Genomic DNA, 21,439 nt, shown 5'->3' with positions numbered 1-21,439 from the left:
AATCAATATTCCGTTTAATTATGAAGAATAAAAATAAAAGAAGAGAATTTATCAAAAAGTCGGCTTTGGCTACAGCAGGAATTTCCAGTTTGGGAGCATTGGGTTTCTCAGCCAAAAGCTATGGAAATATTATAGGGGCCAATGAACGCCTTAATGTGGCAATATGTGGATTAGGGAGACGATTGGGAGCATACTATGATCCTATTAAATTACCTCAATCCAATGTGAACTTGGTCTACCTTTGTGATGTAATGAAGTCCCAAAGAGAAAAGGCTGGTAAAAGATTCACAGATGCTTTGGGTTATAGTCCCAAATTAGAAAACAGTATCTTCAAGGTGATAGAAGATGCTGAGATAGATGCTATCATTAATGCTACCCCTGACCACTGGCATGCTCCGGGAACTTGGATGGCTGTGGAAGCAGGAAAGCATGTTTATGTAGAAAAGCCATGTAGTCATAACCCAAGGGAAGGTGAACTTCTGGTAGCATACCAAGAGAAATATAATAAGGTGATCCAAATGGGTAACCAACAGCGTTCTTCCCTCCCTAGTAATGAAATCGTCAATGCGATACATGAAGGTGCATTAGGAAAAGTCTATAAGGCCACTGCCTTTTATTCTAACTCCAGAGGAAGAGTAGTTAATCCAACCAAAGCACCAGTTCCTAAAGGTTTGGATTGGGATTTGTTCCAAGGTCCTTCTCCAAGAAAGGAATATATGCATGATACTTGGGATTATAATTGGCACTGGTATGGTTGGGACTTTGGAACCGCAGAAACAGGAAATAATGCTACGCATGAGTTAGATATAGCCAGATGGGCATTGGGAGTAGATTTCCCTAACAGGGTCATAGTGGATTCTGGAAAATACCAATGGGAAGATGATGGCTGGACCATGTACGACACGATGGATGCTGTGTTTAAATTTGAAGATAATAAAACTATACAGTGGGATGGAAAGAGCCGAAATGCCATGAAAACCTATGGTGGTGGAAGAGGAACAATCATTTATGGAACTGAAGGTTCCGCATTTATTGACCGTAGTGGATATAAGCAATATGATCGAAGTGGTAAATTGGTAAGAGAAAACTATGGTAAAGGATCAGAATCAGCTACTGCTTTAGGAGGTGGTGGTGATGTATCTACGACCCATGTATATAATTTCTTTGAGGCCATAAGGGGTAAGGAAAAACAAAACTCCCCTATTGATGAAGGAGCTAAGAGTACCTTATTGTGCCACTTGGCCAATATCGCTTCAAGAACTGGGGAGGTTTTGGAATGTGATCCTAAAAATGGTCATATCACCAATAGCAAAGAAGCAAAAAAGCTCTGGTCCAGAGAATATGAAAAAGGTTACGAACCAACCATTTAATATATAGCAACCATGAAGTTAAAAGAGGGGAATTGAAGTTCCCCTCTTTTTTTGCGCAATGAATTATGTTATAAATAAAAGGCCATAAAACTTTAAGTTTTATGGCCTTTTATATGATCAAGTTTTAATTAAATATGTATATCCGCAATTGTACCAGTAAGTTTTACCATTCAGAACATTTGCTAAAAAGAGAACACATATCTCTCAGAAACACTAAATTAAATCTGTGTAGATCCGTGTAATCTCCCGATAAATCGGGACAGGCTGTGAGAAATAAGTTTACTGGTGTTAAAACGGATAATCATATAATTAAATAACCTTAGTTTTTCCTGGTACTGCATGAGGATAAAGACCGTCTTCGTTAGGAAGGACTTTTGGCATGGCATCCCAAGCAAAAGTTTCAGGCATTAGATCTACCTCAGAGTTGAAAGCCTCTTCCCAAGTAATTTCCTTACCGGAATAAGTTGCATTTCTACCTAAGATAGCTGTCATTGTACTCATCGCTGCTCTAGTAGCGTCTTCATATTTGTATTCACCATTTACAATAGCGCCAAATAGCTTATTATGCTCCTGTTGATAAGGATTGATATTGCCCTTGCCATCATGGTTATAAAGTTCACTACCATCTAATCCCCATATTTTGCCTACATTACCTGCATTCATATAGGCACGACCTTTGGTTCCAACAAAAGATTCATCTACTTTATTATCAGCACCAGGGAAGTGACGACATTCACTATTGATAATGGTACCATCTGCATAAGTCAGTCGAATAGTATGGTGATCAAAAATTTCACCAGTATCCAATCCTGTTCTTACCATTCTACCACCTGTTCCTTCTGCTTTGACAGGATAGCCACCTTTTACCCAGTTGGCAATGTCTAAATTGTGGACATGTTGTTCTGTGATATGGTCTCCACAAAGCCAGTTAAAGTAATACCAGTTTCTCATTTGGTATTCCATTTCTGTTTGCTCGGGTTTTCTGGCGCGAGTCCAAACACCGCCCCCATTCCAGTAAACATGACCTCCTACTACTTCACCTATTGCTCCATCCTGAATTCGCTTAATGGTCTCAATATAGTTATCTTGGTATCTTCTTTGAAGGCCTACAACGACATTTAATTTTTGTGCTTTCGCTTTTTCAGCAGCTGCTATTACCCTACGGATACCATTGGCATCTACAGCCACCGGCTTTTCCATAAAGACATGTTTGCCTTGTTTGATAGCTTCTTCAAAATGCATTGGTCTAAAGCCTGGAGGTGTTGCTAGTAACACTACATCAGCTTCCTTGATGGCCTTTTTGTAAGCATCAAATCCTACAAACTTTTTATCTTCTGGAACCTGTACTTTTTCAGGTCCTATTTTTTTTGCTAATGCCTCATAGCTATTATCTAATCGATCTCTAAAAGCATCTGCCATTGCGACCAATTTGATGTTTTGGTCCGTACCAAATGCTTGGAAAGCAGCACCAGTTCCTCGTCCACCACAGCCAATTAGGGCAATTTTTATTTCATCAGATCCAGCAGCATAAGCTCCTGGAAGAGTAAAAGGGCTTATCATAGCACCACCGGTTACTAATGCAGTGGTTTTCAAAAATTCCCTTCTGTCATTTTTGTGTTTAAGGTTCATGTTATTTATAGGTTTTATGATTAATAGTCATCAATTGGGGCTTGGTTATAATAAGCCATTATTTCTTCTTCAGACGGTGTTTCCAAAGGTCTAACCACGCGTATACCCAAGAATGGAGCTTCAGGGAACCACCATTGGCTCTTTGGAATTTGTGGGTCGATTTGTTTCCAGTCAGGGGTAGAAGCAAAACGCTTACTGCTTCTAAGCTCTTCCGCTTCACTTACATAGCTGCCTCCTCTGATTGCCCTAGGATATAATTCCTCAGTAGTTTCCTGTGGATTAGCAACCGTACCATTGGTTTCTGGATAATTAGGAACATAGGCATCGCCTGTCCATTCCATTACATTACCATAGATATCATATAATCCCCATGGATTGGCTTTTTTCTGACCGATTTTATGTGTACTCTCTTCGGAATTCTCAGCATACCAGGCGTATTCTCCCAGTTTGCTGGCATCATCTCCAAAGAAATAAGCAGATTCACTGCCTGCCTTGGCAGCGTATTCCCATTCTGCTTCTGTTGGGAGTCTGTAAAACACTCCCGTTTTGGTATACAGCCATTTACAGAACTGAATAGCCCCATATTGGGTCATACCGATGGCAGGCATTTCTTCCTTGCCCATACCGAAAGTCATATCCAAATAAGGTGTAGAAGGACGGGTTAGCCCATCTACTTCTGGACTAAGTGCTTTTTCACTTACTGAAGCTTCATAGTTCTTATTGAGGAACAATTCAAAAACATCCCAAGTAACTTCATGGGTTCCCATCCAAAAGGCATCGATTTCTACTTCTCTTTGTGGTCCTTCATCAGTTTCTCTACCCTTTTCAGAATTTGGACTTCCCATCACAAACTTTCCTGCAGGTATAGGAGTGAGTCCGAAGGTCAATTGGGTATTGGGGATTTCTTGCTGATAAGCTTTAAAATCAACAGAATCAATCTTGGCATTTTCTTGACTTGGTAAAATTCCACCTGCCAAAACAGCGGCCAAAAAGAACTTATTAATTAACATATAACTTGTACTTTTAATAATATTTGGCTCACAATATAAGAACTATTTATAAAATCGATTCTCCATTCATATAAATAATCAGGGAAATATTAATTGGATTTAATTTGCTGATATTTTTTATTTTCTGTTTGGACCATAAAATTTATGCTTTTATAAGGTATAGTTTGCCCTTATGTAAAGTGTCTTTCTGATTCCTACTTTTACCTTGCGGTATACGAATCGGAAAGACTATTGATCTACTCAATTTATTTGGCCCTAAAAGTCGTTATTTGACCAGGAACTGTTTGGATAAAATATTCAAATAATTCTCGTGATCCGTTATTTGGAAGCTTACCCTCAAAATGGTTAAGAAATTCTCCTGGATGGATAGGTTCTAATAATTGATTGTTCTTTTTGTCTATAATATTGACATCTCCATTAAATTGTAATGGTGTTTTGCTTCGGATGGGCAATACACCACCTGAATGTGCTATTATACTTCCCTTTTTAAGCATATTTCCTGACCATTCCAGGGCTACCTCAAAATCACCTCTGGCTTTAAGTCCAGTTATTTGGCCTGAATTCCAAGCTTCAGGCAAGGCCGGCAAGAGATGGACTGCGCCATCATGACTTTGCAATAGCATTTCGGCAATTCCTGCAGTAGCGCCAAAATTACCATCTATTTGAAAAGGTGGATGTGCGTCAAATAAGTTGGTGTAGGTCCCACTTCTGCTTCCCCCCTTTTCACTTTCCTTAACGAGTTGCAGCAAGTTCGTTAATAATTGTAGCGACTTATCCCCATCATAAAGTCGGGCCCAAATATTTACTTTCCAGCCCATAGACCAACCAGTTGCCTGGTCTCCTCTACGTTCCATCGATTTCTTTACCGCAGCAGCTAAATCAGGGGTGTCATTCCAGTTTATTTGATTGCCTGGATGGATTCCATACAAATGAGAAATATGCCTATGTTTAGGATCTTGCTCTTCAAAATCAAATTGCCATTCTTGTAATTGACCATATTTTCCAATTTGATAGGGAAGTAATTTTTCCAATTTGCTACTGATTTCAGAAGTCAATTCGGATTCCAATCCCAATAACTCGCTAGCTTCCAAATATCGGCTAAATGACTCTCTAATAATGGCCATGTCCATTGTTGGACCTGGACTTTGGGTAGAGATTTCATTATCTCTAAATATAAATTTGTTTTCAGGACTATGCCCTACGGGTGTTACCAAAAATCCATCCTTATTGGGAACTAGCCAATCTTTGTAAAATAATACTGCTCCTTCCAGTAATGGAAAAATTTCTGTTCTCAAAAATGCTTTGTTTCCACTGAAAAGATAATGTTCCCATTTGTGACTCATCAGCCAACCTGCTACCATGGGCCAGAAGGAACATTCACACATATCAACCGGCTCAGCATGTCTCCAAACCGTCATATTATGATTTCCTAACCAGCCTTGGTTTCCAAACATCTGTTTGGCTGTCTCCCTTCCGTTAATGGCTAACTCATCAATAGCTTTAAAAAGAGGTTCTTGGCATTCAGATAAATTGGTCAATTCTGCAGGCCAATAGTTCATTTCCAAATTAATGTTCATGGTGTAGGCACTTGCCCATGGAGGGATCACCTTGTCATTCCAGATACCTTGGAGGTTAAGGGGTTGACCACCTGGTCTTGAACCTGAAATCATTAAATACCTGCCAAACTGAAAGTATAATCCTACTAAGGACTGGTCTTTGCCATTTGAAAATTTTAATAAGCGTTGATCTGTTGGAAGCTTCGATTGTTTACTTTGCTTATCTAATTTGATTTTTACCCTATCAAATAACTCTTGATAATCATCCCTATGTGTTTCAAAAAGTGCAGCATAACTTTTATCCTTTACCGCTTTTAAAATGTTTTTGGATTTAGCAACCTCATCCACCCCTTCTTTTACTGGTGACTTATCAAACCCATTATAACTGGTGGCAGCTGAAATAAGAAAAATGACTTCATCGGCATCTTGGACCTTTACGGTTCCATTTGCTGCAATTATCTCTCCACCAATGATTCTGGTTTCTACCCGTGTATCAAAAGCCATCCCCAAGCCAAACACATCTTCATCATACATGATTTGGCCGGCATCAGGTTTCACATTACCCTCCATATCGAATATTTCTGGGTATTTGTGTTGGTCTCCGATGTTTTGTACAGTTTGAAGAGATCTTCTTAAAGCAATTCCAGGTGCCTTTCCCTGAAGTACCAATTGACTCCGGTCATTGAAAACCCTTTCCGTCGGTTTATGAGGAGTGGAAAGTTTTAATTCACAATTGATTTGCCCAAGTTTGTCAGCAGAAAGCTTCACTGCTATAATATGATCAGGATAACTGGCAAAATACTCTCTGGTGTAGTTTACTCCTTCTGTTTGATAGCTTACTTTGACAACAGAATTGGCTAGGTCTAAACTTCTTTTATAATTCTTTATTTCACCCTCGTGGTTAAAATCAATCCAAAGGTCTCCCATAGGTTGAAAACACTGTTGTGCACGGCCCAACCAATCTTTTTTAATGATTTCCTGGGCTTCACCATATTCACCTGATTCCAATAAAGCCATTACTTCCGGATATCGTTTTCTAACATTAATGCTCTTAAATGTAAAATTAGGATCCCCAGAATATAATGTACCTTCATTCATTTGAATATGTTCATGGTGTGGGTCGCCAAAAACCATTCCCCCCATATAGCCATTTCCTATTGGGATGGCCTCTGTCCACTTTTTTGCAGGTTGATCATACCACACCTTCAGGTCTTGGTCATTTATCTGAATATTGGATTGACCTTGTGCCAAAACCCAAAAACTGATGAAACAAAATAATAATAGGAATGAATTGAACTTATAAAACAATTTCATTTGAAAACTTGATGGTTAAACGTAAAATAAATTGTTTTCGGCCATTCGCTGAATTGGGTTAAATAGAACCAATGATGGATGACGTACTAAAGCAATATTTTAAAAATAAAACTAATTCATCAGCATGGTATATTACAATTGTATCTTATCCAAAACTAATATTATCTTTTCAATGCCTGCTACAAAAAAAGGCCGCTCCACAAACAAATGTGAAACGGCCTCTTTTATAGACAAACAAGGATTAAAACACTTTACTTGCGACTTTATGTACCGTACTTGCTTTACTCATGGTATAGTAGTGTAGGCAAGGAACACCAAAATCAATAAGCTCTTTACTTTGCTGAATAGCCCATTCTATTCCCACCTCTCTGACATCAGCATTGGTTTTGCACTTCTCTAATTCATTCATCAATGGATCCGGTAAATCCAAAAAGAAGATACTAGGTAGCATGGTGATCTGCTTCAGCGTGGTAATAGGCTTTAAGCCTGGAATGATAGGAACATCTATCCCTGCAGCTCTAACTTCCTTTACGAAGTCAAAATATTTTTCATTATCGAAAAACATTTGGGTAACTATATATTCTGCTCCAGCATCTACTTTTGCCTTAAGGTATTTCAAGTCAAACTTGAAGCTTGGTGCTTCAAAATGCTTTTCAGGATAACCTGCTACGCCCACACAAAAATCAGTATGAAAACCTGTTTCCGTTTCTTCGTGAAGATATTTTCCATGATTCATCCCCACAATCTGCGTCACCAATTCATTGGTAAAATTATGTCCATTTTCATGAGGTACAAATCTTCCTTCTGACTTTGGCGCATCGCCTCTCAGCGCTAGGATATTATCAACACCGATAAAATTCAAGTCAATAAGTGCATTTTCTGTGTCCTCCTTAGTAAAACCACCACAAAGAATATGTGGTACGGCATCCACTTTAAACCTGTTCATCAAAGCTGCACAAATCCCAACTGTCCCTGGCCTTTTACGGGTACTTACCTTTTCCAAAAGACCATTTGGATGTTTCTTATAAATGAATTCTTCCCTGTGATAGGTGACATCTATAAAAGGTGGGTTAAAATCCATTAAAGGAGAAATCCCATCAAGCATTTCGTTAAGACTTTGTCCCTTTAGAGGTGGTAATATTTCAAATGAAAAAAGTGTTTTTTTCGCTTGCTTAATGTGTTCGGTTACTTTCATTTTTATCTATGGTTGTCATAAGGCCAGTTGAATATTCGTAAATAACTTTTGATATTCAACTGGCCCATTGGTCAAAGCTACTGTTTATTGCATTACTGGATTGAGTTTTGGATTGTAGGCCAAATTTGGAGCAAGAAGCTTCTCTGCTTTTTCCTTTGAGATACCCTTGCGATGGGCATAACTCACTACTTGGTCCTCCGCAATTTTTCCTAATCCAAAGTACTTACTATTAGGATTTCCGAAATAAAATCCACTTACTGATGAGGTTGGAAGCATGGCAAAACTATCAGTTAATGATACGCCTATCTCTTCAGCGTGCAAAAGTTCAAATAAGCTGATTTTCTCAGAATGTTCAGGACAAGCAGGATAACCTGGGGCAGGCCTGATACCAGCATAGGCTTCCTTGATTAAGGCTTCATTGTCAAATTGTTCGGATTGTGCGTATCCCCAGTAGTTTTTTCTCACTTCCTCATGCATATATTCTGCGGCAGCCTCTGCAAGTCTATCGGCCAAGGCTTTTAACATTATTTCATTATAATCATCCGTATTGGCCTTGAACTCTTCCACTTTCTCATCCATCCTTAGTCCTGCGGTCACTGCAAAGCCACCAAAATAATCCACTTCATCAGGATGTAAATAGTCTGCCAATGAACGGTTGGGAACTCCTTTTCCTTTTTTTCCTTGTTGTCTTAGAAAATGAAAAGTAGTGGCCGTGTCTTGATGGTGCTCATCTAAAATAACGATATCGTCTCCAGACCTTCTTACAGGGTATAACCCAATAACAGCTTTGGCATCAAGCCAAGATTCATTTATGATCCTGTCTAGCATATCATTGGCATCATTATATAGCTTTAAAGCTTGCTCTCCTACTACATTATCTTTAAGGATTTTAGGGAATTTGCCAGCCAACATCCAGGTACTAAAGAATGGCGTCCAATCGATATAATTCCTTAGTATTTTAAGGTCTAGGTTTAAAATAGTTCTACCGAGCTTTTTAGGTTTCACCGGTGTAAAACTATCCCAGTCTATAGGAGTATGATTTGCCTTTGCTTCCTCATAAGTGGCCAATTGCTTAGCCTCTTGTTTGGCTTGGTGGGATTCCCTTAATTCTTGATAAGTAGCTTTCATTTTTTGATGAAAAGCTGCTTTGGTTTCTTCACTAATCACCTCCCCTGCCACTGGTACTGATTTGGAAGCATCCATAACATGCACCACAGTACCACTATAAACAGGATCAATTTTCACTGCTGTGTGGATTCTACTGGTGGTAGCCCCACCTATTAACAACGGAATTTTTAAGCCTTGGCGCTCCATCTCAGAAGCTACATTGACCATTTCATCCAATGATGGTGTGATCAAACCACTTAAACCAATGACGTCGACCTTATTCTTGATTGCTTCATCGATGATTTTCTGCGCATCCACCATTACACCCAAATCTATAATTTGGTAGCTGTTACATGCCAATACCACGCCTACGATATTCTTTCCAATATCATGTACGTCTCCTTTGACCGTGGCCAACAATACCTTTTTGATTGAACTGCTGCCCTCGTCAAAATCCGCATCTCCCGCCTTAGGCATAAATGGTTCCAAATAGGCTACCGCTTTTTTCATCACACGGGCAGATTTCACCACCTGTGGCAAGAACATTTTTCCGGATCCAAAGAGATCCCCTACCACATTCATACCATCCATCAGAGGCCCTTCGATGACCTTCAATGGGCTTTTTAATTCCTGCCTTGCTTCTTCAGCATCTTGTTCTATATAATCAATGATTCCTTTTACCAAGGAATGTTCCATACGTTTAGCTACTGGGTCTTCTCTCCAAGCTTCACTCTTTGCTTCTTTTTTTCCTGTAGACTTAACTGTTTCAGCAAAATCCAACAATCTTTCGGTTGCATCTTCCCGTTTATTCCAAATAACATCTTCAACATGTTCAAGAAGATCCTTAGGAATATCATCATATACTTCAAGCATGCTTGGATTTACAATGCCCATATCCATTCCATGTTGGATGGCATGATAGAGGAACACGGCATGCATGGCTTCTCTTACTGGGTTATTTCCCCTGAATGAGAAACTGACATTACTTACTCCACCACTAACCTTAGCTCCAGGAAGGTTTTCCTTGATCCATTGAGTCGCTTTGAAAAAGTCGATGGCATTGGTTTTATGCTCTTCCATTCCTGTAGCTACAGGGAAGATATTCGGATCAAATATGATGTCCTGGGGATTGAAATTAACTTGATCAACAAGGATGTCATAACTCCTTTTGCAGATATCAATTCTTCTTTGGTAGGTATCAGCTTGGCCTTCCTCATCAAAAGCCATTACCACTACCGCAGCACCAAACTTCTTGATGACCTTGGCTTGACTGATAAATTCTTCCTCACCATTTTTCAAACTGATGGAATTTACGATGCCTTTACCTTGTATACATTTTAGGCCAGCAAGGATTATATTCCATTTCGAACTATCTATGACTATTGGAATCCGGCTTATTTCAGGTTCTGAAGCCAAAAGATTAAGGTATTTTACCATTGCTGCTTCACCATCCAGCATCCCCTCATCCATACAGACATCAAGTACCTGAGCACCACCACGTACCTGATCCAAGGCTACTTCTAATGCCTCATCAAATTGGCTGTTAAGAATTAATCTTGCAAACTTTTTAGATCCTGTTACATTCGTCCTTTCACCAATATTGACGAAGTTCAATTCAGGAGTAAAAACCAAAGGCTCTAGCCCTGAAAGTTTTAAGAGATCATGTTTTTTATTATTGTCCATTCCCACTGTTCTTCTTATGCAAATGCTAGTTTTCTGGGTTCATATTTTTTGCTGACTTCGGCGATTACCTTAATATGTTCAGGGGTGGTACCACAGCAACCACCTAAAATATTGATCAAGTCATCTTTAAGGAATTCTTCCACTTGGTCCGCCATTTCGTTTGCCGTTTGATCATATTGACCAAACTCATTCGGCAAACCGGCATTTGGATAAGCGCTGACGTAGAATGGTGCCTTTTCGGCGAGGACCTTAAGGTAAGGCCTCAATTCCTTAGCTCCCAAAGCGCAATTTAAACCTATGCTGATCAATGGCACATGGGATAAGGATATTAAAAATGCTTCAGTAGTCTGCCCTGACAGGGTCCTTCCTGAGGCATCAGTAATGGTTCCTGAGATCATGATTGGGATTCCCCCTTGCTCTGGATCCAAAGGAATTCCTTTTTCCTCATAAACTTCTTGGATGGCATATACAGCCGCCTTTGCATTTAAGGTATCAAATATAGTCTCCACCAAAAGAATATCCACACCTCCATCTAAAAGCCCCCTGATCTGTTCTGCATAAGCTTCTGCCAACTGGTCAAAATTAACTGCCCTGAATCCTGGATCGTTAACATCAGGAGAAATGGAAGCCGTTCTATTGGTTGGGCCGATAGCACCTGCCACAAATCTTGGCTGACCAGGTGTCTTTTCTGAATAGGCCAAAGCTACTTCTTTTGCAATTTTGGCTGAGGCTACGTTTAACTCGTAAGCTAAGTGTGAAAGATCATAGTCCTCCTGAGCTATAGAAGTACTGCTGAAAGTATTTGTTTCCAAAATATCAGCATCAGCATCCAAATAGGCTTCATGGATCTGTTTAATGACATCAGGCCTACTTAATGAAAGCAGATCATTATTGCCTTTTAATGATTTCGGGTGACTCTTTAAAGCGGCTGTTCTAAAATCATCTTCTTCCAATTGATAACGTTGTATCATGGTACCCATGGCACCATCTAGGATCAAGATTTTCTTTTTAAGTTGCTGAAGTAATATGTCCGTTCTAGTATTCATGCTCATAATTATTCTAAAAGCTTGTATCGAGCAAGAACCGGAAGAAAAATGAAGCATTTATCTGCCGCTCATCTTTTCCTGTCTTACTCAGGATGGGAGTTAGCACCTTGTATAGTTCAGGTTGCTAAGACGTCATTGGGCCCTTCCCTCAGTCTTTCTCGATAAGCAATCCCAAAGTTAACAGGAAAAGATGGAAAAAAATTGCAAAGAAGCTAATTTATTTAAATTTCTAGTTACTGTTGGAAATATAGTGCTTTATGGTCCTAAGGTCTTATTCCCAAGCCAAATTGTAGGAACGGACCGGCCAAGTAACTGGACATACTAACATCGGCTAATTTATAATTGGCCAAGGGGATTTCATAGCCTGCTGTAATTGAGTACTTCAGGGCCAATTGTGACTTTTTTGAAAGGCTTGAAGCATAAGATAGAAAAGCTTCAGGTTTTGCCATTAATCCTCCCTTTTTCAATTCTCCGTCATATTCTGGTAAATCCATCAAACTGGGAAAATCCACTTTGTATTTGTGTAATAACGAATATCTCAATGAAGCGTAGCCTATTCCTCCCATTAATCCAATTTCCCAATTATTTAGTTCCAATAATTTATGGCCTATATTGCCGTATACCCTAGTACTACTTAGACTTTGGTGATAAGATTCATTAGCATCCCCATTTTGATTGGCATTATACAGGTCCACCCCATACATGAATCCCCTATTTTCCCCAATAATTTTAATACCAATATTTGTGGGTATACCGTCCAGTTCTTGATAGCCATTACTGGAAAGATAATTGTTAAGAGAATTAGGCTTGGTAAAATGAAAGCCATAAAACAGGTTCAGGGCCAAAGTAGCATCGCGGTAAAAATAGTTGGATTCGGGAAGGGTAATTCCCGCTCCTATTCGTAGAAAGGGGCCGCTTTGGATATTGTCAAAGTTCATTCCCTTAATTTCCCAGGATTCTTCAAATGGGTTGAAAGAATATCCAAACTTGGCATTGAGGCTGATAACTTCTTCACTGGATAGCAGGCCAAGATCATAACCTAGTTCAAAACCTATCTCAGTCAAGAAGTTGCCAAAGTTTTCCGCACCACTGTTGACATCATTTCTTCGTAAAATATATCCTTGTGCCGGTGCTTCCAGAAAATTATCCATGGTGCTAGGAGCTTGGTCCTTCAGCATCTGAAAATTCATATATCCCATTCCTATGGACATAAAATGGATAAGTTGGACTTTACCTTCTTCAGTAAAAGCATATCCTACGTTGAGAAATACCCTGCTGGTTCTGTAGTCAATTAAATAATCTCCAAACGGATTGTTCAGTCCATTGTTTTGGTATATCTCTGTGCCTATAATAAAGTCATTAAACCTGGTCTGATAGCCTAGTCCAAAACTGCGATATGTACTAGAAATTTTTGAGCCACCTCTATCCTCTAGTAGCTTATTAAAATCCAAAAGTGGTGCTCCTGATATTCCATAGAAAACATTAGCACTGGTCCTTTGGTACATATTGTTTCGTTGGGCGAAAAGGTTGTTTGCCCACATTAATAAAAGTATTATTGAGACTAAATATCTTTTCATGTATTGAAATTTCAACCCAAAATTAAAACATTAATTAAGGTTATGACCATTTTACCTTTCAAAATACTAATGATTCATAAAATACTTTTAAACCACACCCTCGATGTAATTAAGGCTGATGAATAAATTCCTTATTAATTATAGCAATAAAAGTGCCTTTAGGAAATGCTGGGATGATTAATTAATTCTCATTATTTCAATTTATATTTAACCAACATTTAAGTAATAATTTGAATCAATTAAACAAAAAACCATGATTACTACTACGACTCCACATATTGAAGGTCATGAAATTAAAAAGTATTGCGGAATAGTTTCAGGCGAGACTATTATTGGTGCAAATATTTTTAGGGACTTTTTTGCTGGAATTACTGATATTGTTGGTGGAAGGTCCGGTGCTTATGAAAAAGTGCTTAAAGAGGCCAAAACCACTTCTTTAAGGGAGATGGAAATGCAGGCAATGGCCTATGGTGCCAATGCGGTAGTGGGTGTAGATTTGGATTATGAAACGATCAGAGATGGAATGCTCATGGTTACCGCTAGTGGTACTGCTGTGATTACAGAACCAAAATAAAAAATAAGCTTGTCTTTAGATGAGTGGATTGATATAACCATTCACCTAAAGACAACTTTTTATTTTTGAAATCAATGCTTTTTATTTTCTAGTACAACTTTCAACTTCTCTTTGGTGGATTTCTTAATCACCTCATTGCTTACCACCGTGATAGGTCCTGATTTGCAAAAATCCATGCACTTCGTTTTAACTATTTTATATTTTCCCTTGTGATCATCCAGTTTTGTTAAGTCTTTGACATCTTTCAACAAGCTCTTGCAACCATTTTTCTTGCAATCAGATCCCGTGCATACAAATATGAATTTTCGGAAAAGAGCCATAATTAATTTGATACAAATTGTAATAATAATCCACAAATATACGCTCCATAAGTCCCAACTGCATAGCCAAACACTGCCAATAACACTCCTACAGGAGCCAAAGACGGATGAAAGGCAGAAGCTACTATAGGTGCTGATGCAGCTCCTCCCACATTGGCTTGAGAGCCTACGGCCACAAAGAAGAAAGGTGCTTTAATAATATACGCAATTATTAGCATTATACTGATATGAACCAGCATCCAAACTGCGCCAACTATAAACAAAGCTGGGTTATCCAAAATGGCAAATAAATCCATTTGCATACCCACTGTCGCAATCAATACATACAGTAAAACACTGCCTAAACGTGAAGCCCCCACACCTTCTAAGTTACGAGCCTTGGTAAAAGAAAGGATAAGCCCTCCAGTTGTGGCGATCACTACTATCCAAAAGAAATTTGAATCCAAGGAATATTTTTGCAATTGAGGGTAATTGCTTCCTATCCAAGGAGCCACATAGTCGGCAATCCAATGGGAAAATCCAGTAATAGCAAAACCTAGCCCCAAAACTTTAAAAGTGTCATTCATACTAGGGATTTTCATGATGCTCCCGCGATATGCTTGTATGTTTTTTTGTAGCTCCTCAATAGCAGAACTGTCTGCTTTAAATATCCTATCAATCTTTTTGGGATTGGCCGCCCAAAAAAGCAAAAATGCTAACCAAAGATTTGCAATCACTACATCCACAGCAATTACAGAACTAAATAATTCGGGACTAGCTCCAAAGGTCTTCAGCATAGCTGTTTGATTGGCCCCTCCTCCTATCCAGCTGCCTGCCACTGTAGCCAAACCACGCCATACTTCATCAGGCCCCGCTCCACCGATAACCGACGGATTGAAAATCGATACCAGTAAGACTGCTATTGGACCACCCAAAACAATGCCTAAAGTACCTGAGAGGAACATGATCAAGGCTTTAGGTCCCAGTTTTACAATGCCTTTGAAATCTATGCTTAGTGTCAGTAAGACCAAAGAAGTAGGTAATAAATACCTGGATGCTACTTGATAAAGATTCGATTCACTTCCAGAAATAATCCCTAGGGTATTAAAGATGGATGGAAGAAAATAACAAAGAAGAACAGAGGGGACTACTCTATAAAACCTTTTCCAGATGGGTTTTTCACTGCCTGAAGTACCAAAAACTAAAGCTAAAATACCAAAAAGAAGTCCTAGCACAACAGCATCATTGCTGATCAAAGGAGTGGATTCCTGCATGTATGATGATTTAAGTAAAATTTAAGTATTACAAAACAAACAAAAGCTAGCTTAAAAAAAAATATAATACCACAGCATTATGATTGCCAAATAGCCATAAGTTCTCCCAAAATCATAGCGGTAGCTCCCCAAACCACTTCCTTTTCAATATCAAAATATGGGGCTTTTAATTGGTATCCAGACGCGAGCTCGAAGGAAGTTTCTTTGATATTTGCATTGTCTAATAAGGCGTGAAAATCACTATGGATAATCCTACTGACTTCTCTAGGATCGGGTTTGAATTCAGGTGTTTGTTCAGAAAAACCAATATATGGTGTTACAAGGAAATTACTGGGTGGGATGTACAATTTGGACATTTTCCCAATCACAGTAATCTGATTTTTGGCCACCCCTATTTCTTCCTCTGTTTCCCTTAAGGCTGTTTCTTCTAAATCTATATCAGCTTCTTCCCATTTTCCTCCAGGAAATGACACTTGTCCGCTATGGTTACCTTCATATTCTGGTCTTTTGATAAAAGGCACCATACAACCGTCCTTACCGCTATAAAGCAAAATCATGACAGCGCCTTTTCGAGCATTTTTTATATGCTTGTGGGCAAATCTTGCCTCATCCAAAGGCTGTGGAGCCATCAGTAATTGTCCTTTTTTCCCAGGTAATGGTTTTTGAAGTTTTGATTCTAAGTGTTCAACTATTTCTTTTAATTCCATGAAAATATGCCATGCTATTTTTGGACTAAACAAATAATATTCAGTGATAATTCAAAAAGTAAAATAAAGCATTTGGTTTATCTGCACAAAAAAGGTCCGATTATTAATCGGACCTTTTTTACTATCAAACCTATTAAACCTATTGTTCAGTTATTCAACAAATTGAACAACTTTTTGGAAAGGTATAAAAATATTCCCATTCTGCAAACAATCGATTGCGGAAGAAATTACTTCTTCAATTCTAAGCAAACACTCCCTATTATTATTTTACCAAATATCATTTCACTAAAATAAATTAAAATAATATTTTGTTTTATTTGTAAACTGTTTAAAAACAAATTAAAAGCTTTTGCCAAACGAATTTATTTAAGAAAAAAATTATATACCAACTTGTACCTCAGCTAATTTCTGATGATTTAATTAACTTCGGTTAGACTTTAAAGGATAAATTTAAAATATGTTTAAAGCAAATATCAAAAAGCCAAAAGTAGTAGACGAAATAGTCAATGGATATATTAGATACATTACTTCTTTCAATGAATACACCAAACGTGCCCCCATATACTTTAGGGAAAGAGATTGGGACGGTGTTCAGCTCAATCAGCGGCAAAGGCTGAGACTTTATAAAGATTGTGTAAATGAAGTGGTGAAAATTTGTAAGATTAGCTACGGTGATTTATTAAATGATCGACAGTATTGGCTAACAGTAAAACAACTATTCTCCGAAGCAATAAATGACAGAAATGATAAAGAACTAGCTGAGTCATTTTATAATTCTGTTATTAGAAAATCAGTAGCAAAATTGTCCATAGATGAGGAGCTAATGTTTGTTTTGGAGGGCTATGATTCATGCGAAATTCATCCGCAGGAAAATCTTTTTTATAATTATCCGTCTACTTGGGGAGTACAAAAGATCATTAGAAAAATACTGGAAGACTTTGATTTTAAAGCTCCTTATTATCAAAAAGAAAAGGATGTTCAGTATTTGGTCAGAAGTATTCGTGAGGTAATCCTTACACGGTATGAGGTAGATAAAAGTACCACTACCCAAGTATTGAAGCAGGTTTTTTACAGAAACAAAGCAGCTTACTTAATAGGTAGAACCTTTTTGGGTGGAAAGTGGATGCCCTTTATCATTCCTTTCATGCATGGTCCTAATGGCATTTTCGTAGATACATTGATATTTGATCCGAACCTGATGAGTGCGGCTTTTAGTTATACCCGCTCCTATTTTATGGTCGAAACTGAAATACCATCTCAAATTGTAGCCTTCTTGAATTCAGTCATTACGCATAAAAAAGTTTATGAACTTTATAATGCGATTGGATTTAATAAACACGGCAAAACAGAGTTTTACAGGGATTTTCTTAATCACCAAAAAGCAAGCGATGACCAGTTTATTCTAGCCCCAGGGATCAAAGGAATGGTCATGACTGTTTTTACCCTGCCCTCTTATAATATAGTTTTTAAAATGATTAAAGACAGTTTTGATCCTCCTAAAAACATGACACGTCAAGAAGTCAAGAACAAATACCGATTAGTATCCTTACATGATAGAGTCGGAAGGATGGCAGATACCCATGAATTTGAATATTTTAAACTTCCTTTAGACCGTGTGCATCCGGATTTATTGAAAGAATTAAGGAATACAGTTAATTCTTTGATTGAAATTAAAGGTGATATATTGATCCTAAAACATCTATATACGGAGCGTAGGCTAACTCCTTTGAACATGTATTTGGAGGATTGTAGCTTGGAGGATGCTAAAGTAGCAGTGGAAGAGTATGGTAATGCCATATTGCAGTTGGCGAAAGCCAATATCTTTCCTGGTGATATGATGACAAAGAATTTTGGAGTAACTCGACAGAAAAGGGTGATTTTTTATGATTATGATGAAATTGAATTCTTGACCCAGATGAATTTTAGGGAAAAACCTAAACCTAAAACTTTTGAGGAAATTTATGCCGCAAGTCCCTGGTATGAAATTGCCAAAAATGATGTCTTTCCTGAAGACTTTAAACGATTCATGATTGGTAGAGCAGATGTCAAGCCTTATTTTCTAGATTTCCACAAAGACCTGTTTGATCCAGAACACTGGAGAAGTATTCAGAAAAGAATTGAGAATGGTGAGTTTATCCATGCTTTCCCTTATCCGGATTATATGAGATTCAGGCCACATGAACCAGTATGATATTTAAAACCGATCTATGTAATTTGATGAAAACGATAGCGGACTCTAATAGCTTATAACCTAAATACAAAATACTTTTTTTTGACGTGATCCAACTTAATTCTTATATCGTATATTTTGGATAATTGGAGTTAATTAACTAATATTCAGTAAGTCAAACAAATAAAATTATAACAATTGATTTATTTACCGGTTATAATTTATGTTTCCTTCTTAGAAGAAAATAAAACTTCACTCTTAGTACCACAAATTTCTTCATCATGTTTGTTTAGATCTCTTAAATTTCAGAAAAATGAAAAAAGCTCAATGGTTTATCATCCTAGCTGGTCTCTTATTTACATCATGTTTTTCCTCTAAAGATTTTGTAGCGGAATATGATTACGATTATAGAGGCAATTTTAAGAAGTACAAGACATTTGCCTTTATGGAGGATACTGGAACAGATTCAATAAAGCATATCCCCATAATTGATAAAACGATTATTTCAAGACTTAACTCCCAAGGGTTCAGGCATCAAATCGCTCAACCTGATATTTTAATTTATTACAAGTTATTTATAAACCAGGTTCGTTACAGGGGATATATCCAACCTGAATTTGATAATTGGTTATCAGCAAGGGGGCTGGAAATACTTAAGGAAGAAGAAAGAAAAGAAGAGCTAATGAAAAAGAAGGGTTTAGAAGAGCTTAATGAAGAAGAAAATGAAAGAGAGGCTGGTGAAGATTATGATAATATCAAATACTACGAAAATGAAGGGATGCTGATTATTTATGTGATAGATTACAAGAAAAATAAAACCATCTGGCAGGGATATACTGCTGCTGATTTTGATATCAATTCTCCCAGCATAAATCTAGACCTTACCCGTGCTACTTATAAAGTAATGAACCAGTTTCGTTTAGTGACAAATAATTATACGTTTTAAATAATTGATTTGACTGAGCGAGCCCGCCTCTGAAGTCTTAAAGTTAACATACCTGCCTTCAATAGGCAGGTTTTTTTATACTAGCTATCAACACATATTTTGCTGCTCAGTTATGACTTATGATAGTCCATTCGATGATTAAAATTATAAATTATATCCTATAAATCTTATTTAATATTTTTTCGCTGAATACAATTCAATAAATTGTTAAGTGAAAGATATAAGATACTAAATTATCAGCTTATAATAATTGTAAAATTTAGCATCATCTTATTATTCGATAATAATCTTTTGAACACAACCTGAAACTAAAAAGCGTTAAGAATGAAAAGAAAGGCATTATTATTTTTGATTTTTCAAGTATTCTTTCACCAAGTTTTTGCCCAAGAAGGAACCAATGCAAGTGAAAAACCATCAAGTTCAGAACAAAAAATTAAGATCATTTGGTTGCCTGTTTTGGCTTCCAACCCTGCCAATGGATTTATGATTGGTGTCGCACCATCTTCCAATTGGCTGATGGGACCAATAGAAACCACCAGCTATTCATCGGCCTTGGGCTCCTTAATTTACACTACTAAAAAACAATTTTTATTCACCCTTAAGGGGTCAGTATACTTTAAAGATAATAAAAGCATTTTAATGCAAGATGTCAGGTATTTCAAAACTTCACAGCCCACTTTTGGCCTCGGTACAGGAGATGGTTCTAGTACATTAGCTAGTAATGGTTTTGAGTACGAAGACGGTAATTACAGTAAAGGTATTGATGAAGCACAAATGATGAAGTTTAATTTTTTCAGGCTTTATGAGACCTATTTTAAAAGAATTAATGATAATGGATTTTACTTAGGACTAGGTTATCATTTAGATATTCATTCAAAAATCGAAGACCAGTTATTAAATCTAGAGTCAGAACCTAATGTGATCACCAGCCATTATGCCTATTCGACTAAATATGGCTTCGATCCTGAAAAATATACGCTTTCAGGTGTTTCAGTGAATGCACTTTATGATACACGTGATAATACAGTAAGTCCTTATAAAGGCATGTATGCTTTAACAACCCTGAAATTTAATCAAAAATGGTTGGGTAGCTCTAAAAATTCCTCTTCACTTTGGGCGGAGTACCGTACATATTTTAATCTTAAAAAAGAAAGACCTAGAAATTTATTGGCTGTTTGGGCATATGGAAATTTTCAACTAGGAGGTCAGTTACCTTATTTGGATCTCCCAGCCCTAGGATGGGACCAATTTGGGCGCTCTGGCAGGGCCTATCCACAAGGCCGTTTTAGGGGACAGTCTTTAATTTACGGGGAAACCGAATGGCGTTTTCCACTTCAAAAAGATAAAGATAAATGGGGAGGCGTATTATTCTTAAATGCAACATCTGCCACCAACACGGATGCGGATATCAGTATTTTTGAAAATATTAATACTGGTTATGGACTAGGAATTAGGTATATGCTTAATGAAAAATCAAGGACAAACCTTTGTTTAGATTATGCTTTTGGAAATAATGGTGCACATGGATTTTATTTAAGTGTAAACGAAGTATTTTAATTGGTGAATCATTTGAAAATGGATAATTATTTTATTTGTATATCCGCAATTGCACCAGTAAGTTTTACCATTCAAAACATTCCCTATGAAGGGAATACATATCTCTAAGAATTACTAATTTAATTCTGTGTAGATCCGTGGAATCTCCCGATAAATCGGGACAGGCTGTGAGAAATAAGTTTACGGTCATGTCCTGAAATAGGTTGACACAATTTAATTGAAAATTGTAAACCTATAATCGGACAAAATGAAGGATTTGGAAAAATTTTCCGAAAATGCACGTAGAAAAATTGTAAGTGAAGTTCTCTCCGGTTCCGTGTCCAAGGAACAGGCAAGAAATATTTATGGTATCAGGAGCAAATCCGCTATATTGGAATGGATGAGGATTTTTGCTGGTCTGCCCAGGAATGCCCCCGTAGACCCTG

At 37.6% G+C, this 21,439-nt stretch carries 15 protein-coding genes and 1 riboswitch; of the genes, 5 read left to right on the top strand and 10 right to left on the bottom strand.

What is annotated here, in order from left to right:
* Nucleotides 1–20: 20 nt before the first annotated feature.
* On the top strand, nucleotides 21–1,370 hold the full coding sequence (locus H7U17_RS15840; protein WP_186757735.1) for a Gfo/Idh/MocA family protein: 1,350 nt from the start codon (nucleotides 21–23) through the stop codon (nucleotides 1,368–1,370).
* Nucleotides 1,371–1,679: 309 nt separating this feature from the next.
* Here the strand turns inward: H7U17_RS15840 and H7U17_RS15835 are convergent, their stop codons facing one another.
* The 7 genes from H7U17_RS15835 to H7U17_RS15805 form a co-directional block, all read right to left on the bottom strand.
* The gene (locus H7U17_RS15835) at nucleotides 1,680–2,999 is read right to left on the bottom strand and encodes a Gfo/Idh/MocA family protein (RefSeq protein WP_186757734.1); all 1,320 of its coding nucleotides are present in this window, start codon (nucleotides 2,997–2,999) and stop codon (nucleotides 1,680–1,682) included.
* Between the two features lie 20 nt (nucleotides 3,000–3,019).
* Entirely contained in the window at nucleotides 3,020–4,009 is a 990-nt protein-coding gene (locus H7U17_RS15830; protein ID WP_186757733.1) for a formylglycine-generating enzyme family protein, read from the bottom strand.
* Nucleotides 4,010–4,254: 245 nt separating this feature from the next.
* Nucleotides 4,255–6,879: a glycoside hydrolase family 95 protein gene (locus H7U17_RS15825; RefSeq protein WP_186757732.1), complete on the bottom strand. Its 2,625-nt coding sequence runs from the start codon at nucleotides 6,877–6,879 to the stop codon at nucleotides 4,255–4,257.
* Between the two features lie 241 nt (nucleotides 6,880–7,120).
* Nucleotides 7,121–8,074, bottom strand: a complete 954-nt coding sequence (gene metF, locus H7U17_RS15820) for a methylenetetrahydrofolate reductase [NAD(P)H] (protein WP_186757731.1) — start codon at nucleotides 8,072–8,074, stop codon at nucleotides 7,121–7,123.
* Nucleotides 8,075–8,158: 84 nt separating this feature from the next.
* On the bottom strand, nucleotides 8,159–10,864 hold the full coding sequence (gene metH, locus H7U17_RS15815) for a methionine synthase (RefSeq protein WP_186757730.1): 2,706 nt from the start codon (nucleotides 10,862–10,864) through the stop codon (nucleotides 8,159–8,161).
* A gap of 14 nt (nucleotides 10,865–10,878) precedes the next feature.
* Nucleotides 10,879–11,910, bottom strand: coding sequence for a homocysteine S-methyltransferase family protein (locus tag H7U17_RS15810; RefSeq protein WP_186757729.1), 1,032 nt, complete (start codon nucleotides 11,908–11,910; stop codon nucleotides 10,879–10,881).
* Between the two features lie 65 nt (nucleotides 11,911–11,975).
* Nucleotides 11,976–12,078: riboswitch (SAM riboswitch) on the bottom strand.
* Between the two features lie 95 nt (nucleotides 12,079–12,173).
* Nucleotides 12,174–13,487, bottom strand: a complete 1,314-nt coding sequence (locus H7U17_RS15805; RefSeq protein ID WP_230981450.1) for a hypothetical protein — start codon at nucleotides 13,485–13,487, stop codon at nucleotides 12,174–12,176.
* A gap of 253 nt (nucleotides 13,488–13,740) precedes the next feature.
* On the opposite strand from H7U17_RS15805, the gene H7U17_RS15800 reads away from it, so the two are divergent.
* Nucleotides 13,741–14,061 carry a YbjQ family protein gene (locus H7U17_RS15800; RefSeq protein WP_186757728.1) on the top strand — a complete coding sequence of 107 codons (321 nt, stop codon included), beginning with the start codon at nucleotides 13,741–13,743 and terminating at the stop codon, nucleotides 14,059–14,061.
* A 71-nt stretch (nucleotides 14,062–14,132) separates the two neighbouring features.
* Here H7U17_RS15800 and H7U17_RS15795 read toward each other — a convergent pair whose 3' ends face one another.
* The 3 genes from H7U17_RS15795 to H7U17_RS15785 form a co-directional block, all read right to left on the bottom strand.
* Complete coding sequence (locus tag H7U17_RS15795) at nucleotides 14,133–14,381, bottom strand: (2Fe-2S) ferredoxin domain-containing protein (RefSeq protein ID WP_186757727.1); 249 nt, start codon at nucleotides 14,379–14,381, stop codon at nucleotides 14,133–14,135.
* 2 nt (nucleotides 14,382–14,383) lie between these two features.
* Nucleotides 14,384–15,634 carry a DUF819 family protein gene (locus H7U17_RS15790; RefSeq protein WP_186757726.1) on the bottom strand — a complete coding sequence of 417 codons (1,251 nt, stop codon included), beginning with the start codon at nucleotides 15,632–15,634 and terminating at the stop codon, nucleotides 14,384–14,386.
* Between the two features lie 77 nt (nucleotides 15,635–15,711).
* Nucleotides 15,712–16,341, bottom strand: coding sequence for an NUDIX hydrolase (locus H7U17_RS15785; RefSeq protein ID WP_186757725.1), 630 nt, complete (start codon nucleotides 16,339–16,341; stop codon nucleotides 15,712–15,714).
* Between the two features lie 457 nt (nucleotides 16,342–16,798).
* Here H7U17_RS15785 and aceK point away from each other — a divergent pair, with 457 nt between their 5' ends.
* The 3 genes from aceK to H7U17_RS15770 all read left to right on the top strand — a co-directional run bounded on the left by aceK (nucleotide 16,799) and on the right by H7U17_RS15770 (nucleotide 21,014).
* A complete protein-coding gene (aceK, locus tag H7U17_RS15780) occupies nucleotides 16,799–18,532 on the top strand; it encodes a bifunctional isocitrate dehydrogenase kinase/phosphatase (protein WP_186757724.1) in 1,734 nt (577 codons plus the stop codon).
* Between the two features lie 292 nt (nucleotides 18,533–18,824).
* Complete coding sequence (locus H7U17_RS15775) at nucleotides 18,825–19,457, top strand: DUF4136 domain-containing protein (protein ID WP_186757723.1); 633 nt, start codon at nucleotides 18,825–18,827, stop codon at nucleotides 19,455–19,457.
* Nucleotides 19,458–19,781: 324 nt separating this feature from the next.
* Complete coding sequence (locus tag H7U17_RS15770; protein WP_186757722.1) at nucleotides 19,782–21,014, top strand: BamA/TamA family outer membrane protein; 1,233 nt, start codon at nucleotides 19,782–19,784, stop codon at nucleotides 21,012–21,014.
* The last annotated feature ends 425 nt before the right edge of the window (nucleotides 21,015–21,439 follow it).

Origin of the sequence: Echinicola salinicaeni (assembly GCF_014280965.1) — a bacterium.
In the GTDB taxonomy this organism is placed as follows: Bacteria; Bacteroidota; Bacteroidia; order Cytophagales; family Cyclobacteriaceae; genus Echinicola; species Echinicola salinicaeni.
Note: the sequence above shows the minus strand (reverse complement) of the source record. Positions and strands in the feature narration are given on the sequence as shown.

What these genes read in the sequence shown, in the direction of transcription:
- H7U17_RS15840 (WP_186757735.1), top strand. Translation starts at nt 21, where the DNA reads ATGAAGAATAAAAATAAAAGAAGAGAATTTATCAAAAAGTCGGCTTTG.
- H7U17_RS15835 (WP_186757734.1), bottom strand. Translation starts at nt 2,999, where the DNA reads ATGAACCTTAAACACAAAAATGACAGAAGGGAATTTTTGAAAACCACT.
- H7U17_RS15830 (WP_186757733.1), bottom strand. Translation starts at nt 4,009, where the DNA reads ATGTTAATTAATAAGTTCTTTTTGGCCGCTGTTTTGGCAGGTGGAATT.
- H7U17_RS15825 (WP_186757732.1), bottom strand. Translation starts at nt 6,879, where the DNA reads ATGAAATTGTTTTATAAGTTCAATTCATTCCTATTATTATTTTGTTTC.
- metF (WP_186757731.1), bottom strand. Translation starts at nt 8,074, where the DNA reads ATGAAAGTAACCGAACACATTAAGCAAGCGAAAAAAACACTTTTTTCA.
- metH (WP_186757730.1), bottom strand. Translation starts at nt 10,864, where the DNA reads ATGGACAATAATAAAAAACATGATCTCTTAAAACTTTCAGGGCTAGAG.
- H7U17_RS15810 (WP_186757729.1), bottom strand. Translation starts at nt 11,910, where the DNA reads ATGAATACTAGAACGGACATATTACTTCAGCAACTTAAAAAGAAAATC.
- H7U17_RS15805 (WP_230981450.1), bottom strand. Translation starts at nt 13,487, where the DNA reads ATGAAAAGATATTTAGTCTCAATAATACTTTTATTAATGTGGGCAAAC.
- H7U17_RS15800 (WP_186757728.1), top strand. Translation starts at nt 13,741, where the DNA reads ATGATTACTACTACGACTCCACATATTGAAGGTCATGAAATTAAAAAG.
- H7U17_RS15795 (WP_186757727.1), bottom strand. Translation starts at nt 14,381, where the DNA reads ATGGCTCTTTTCCGAAAATTCATATTTGTATGCACGGGATCTGATTGC.
- H7U17_RS15790 (WP_186757726.1), bottom strand. Translation starts at nt 15,634, where the DNA reads ATGCAGGAATCCACTCCTTTGATCAGCAATGATGCTGTTGTGCTAGGA.
- H7U17_RS15785 (WP_186757725.1), bottom strand. Translation starts at nt 16,341, where the DNA reads ATGGAATTAAAAGAAATAGTTGAACACTTAGAATCAAAACTTCAAAAA.
- aceK (WP_186757724.1), top strand. Translation starts at nt 16,799, where the DNA reads ATGTTTAAAGCAAATATCAAAAAGCCAAAAGTAGTAGACGAAATAGTC.
- H7U17_RS15775 (WP_186757723.1), top strand. Translation starts at nt 18,825, where the DNA reads ATGAAAAAAGCTCAATGGTTTATCATCCTAGCTGGTCTCTTATTTACA.
- H7U17_RS15770 (WP_186757722.1), top strand. Translation starts at nt 19,782, where the DNA reads ATGAAAAGAAAGGCATTATTATTTTTGATTTTTCAAGTATTCTTTCAC.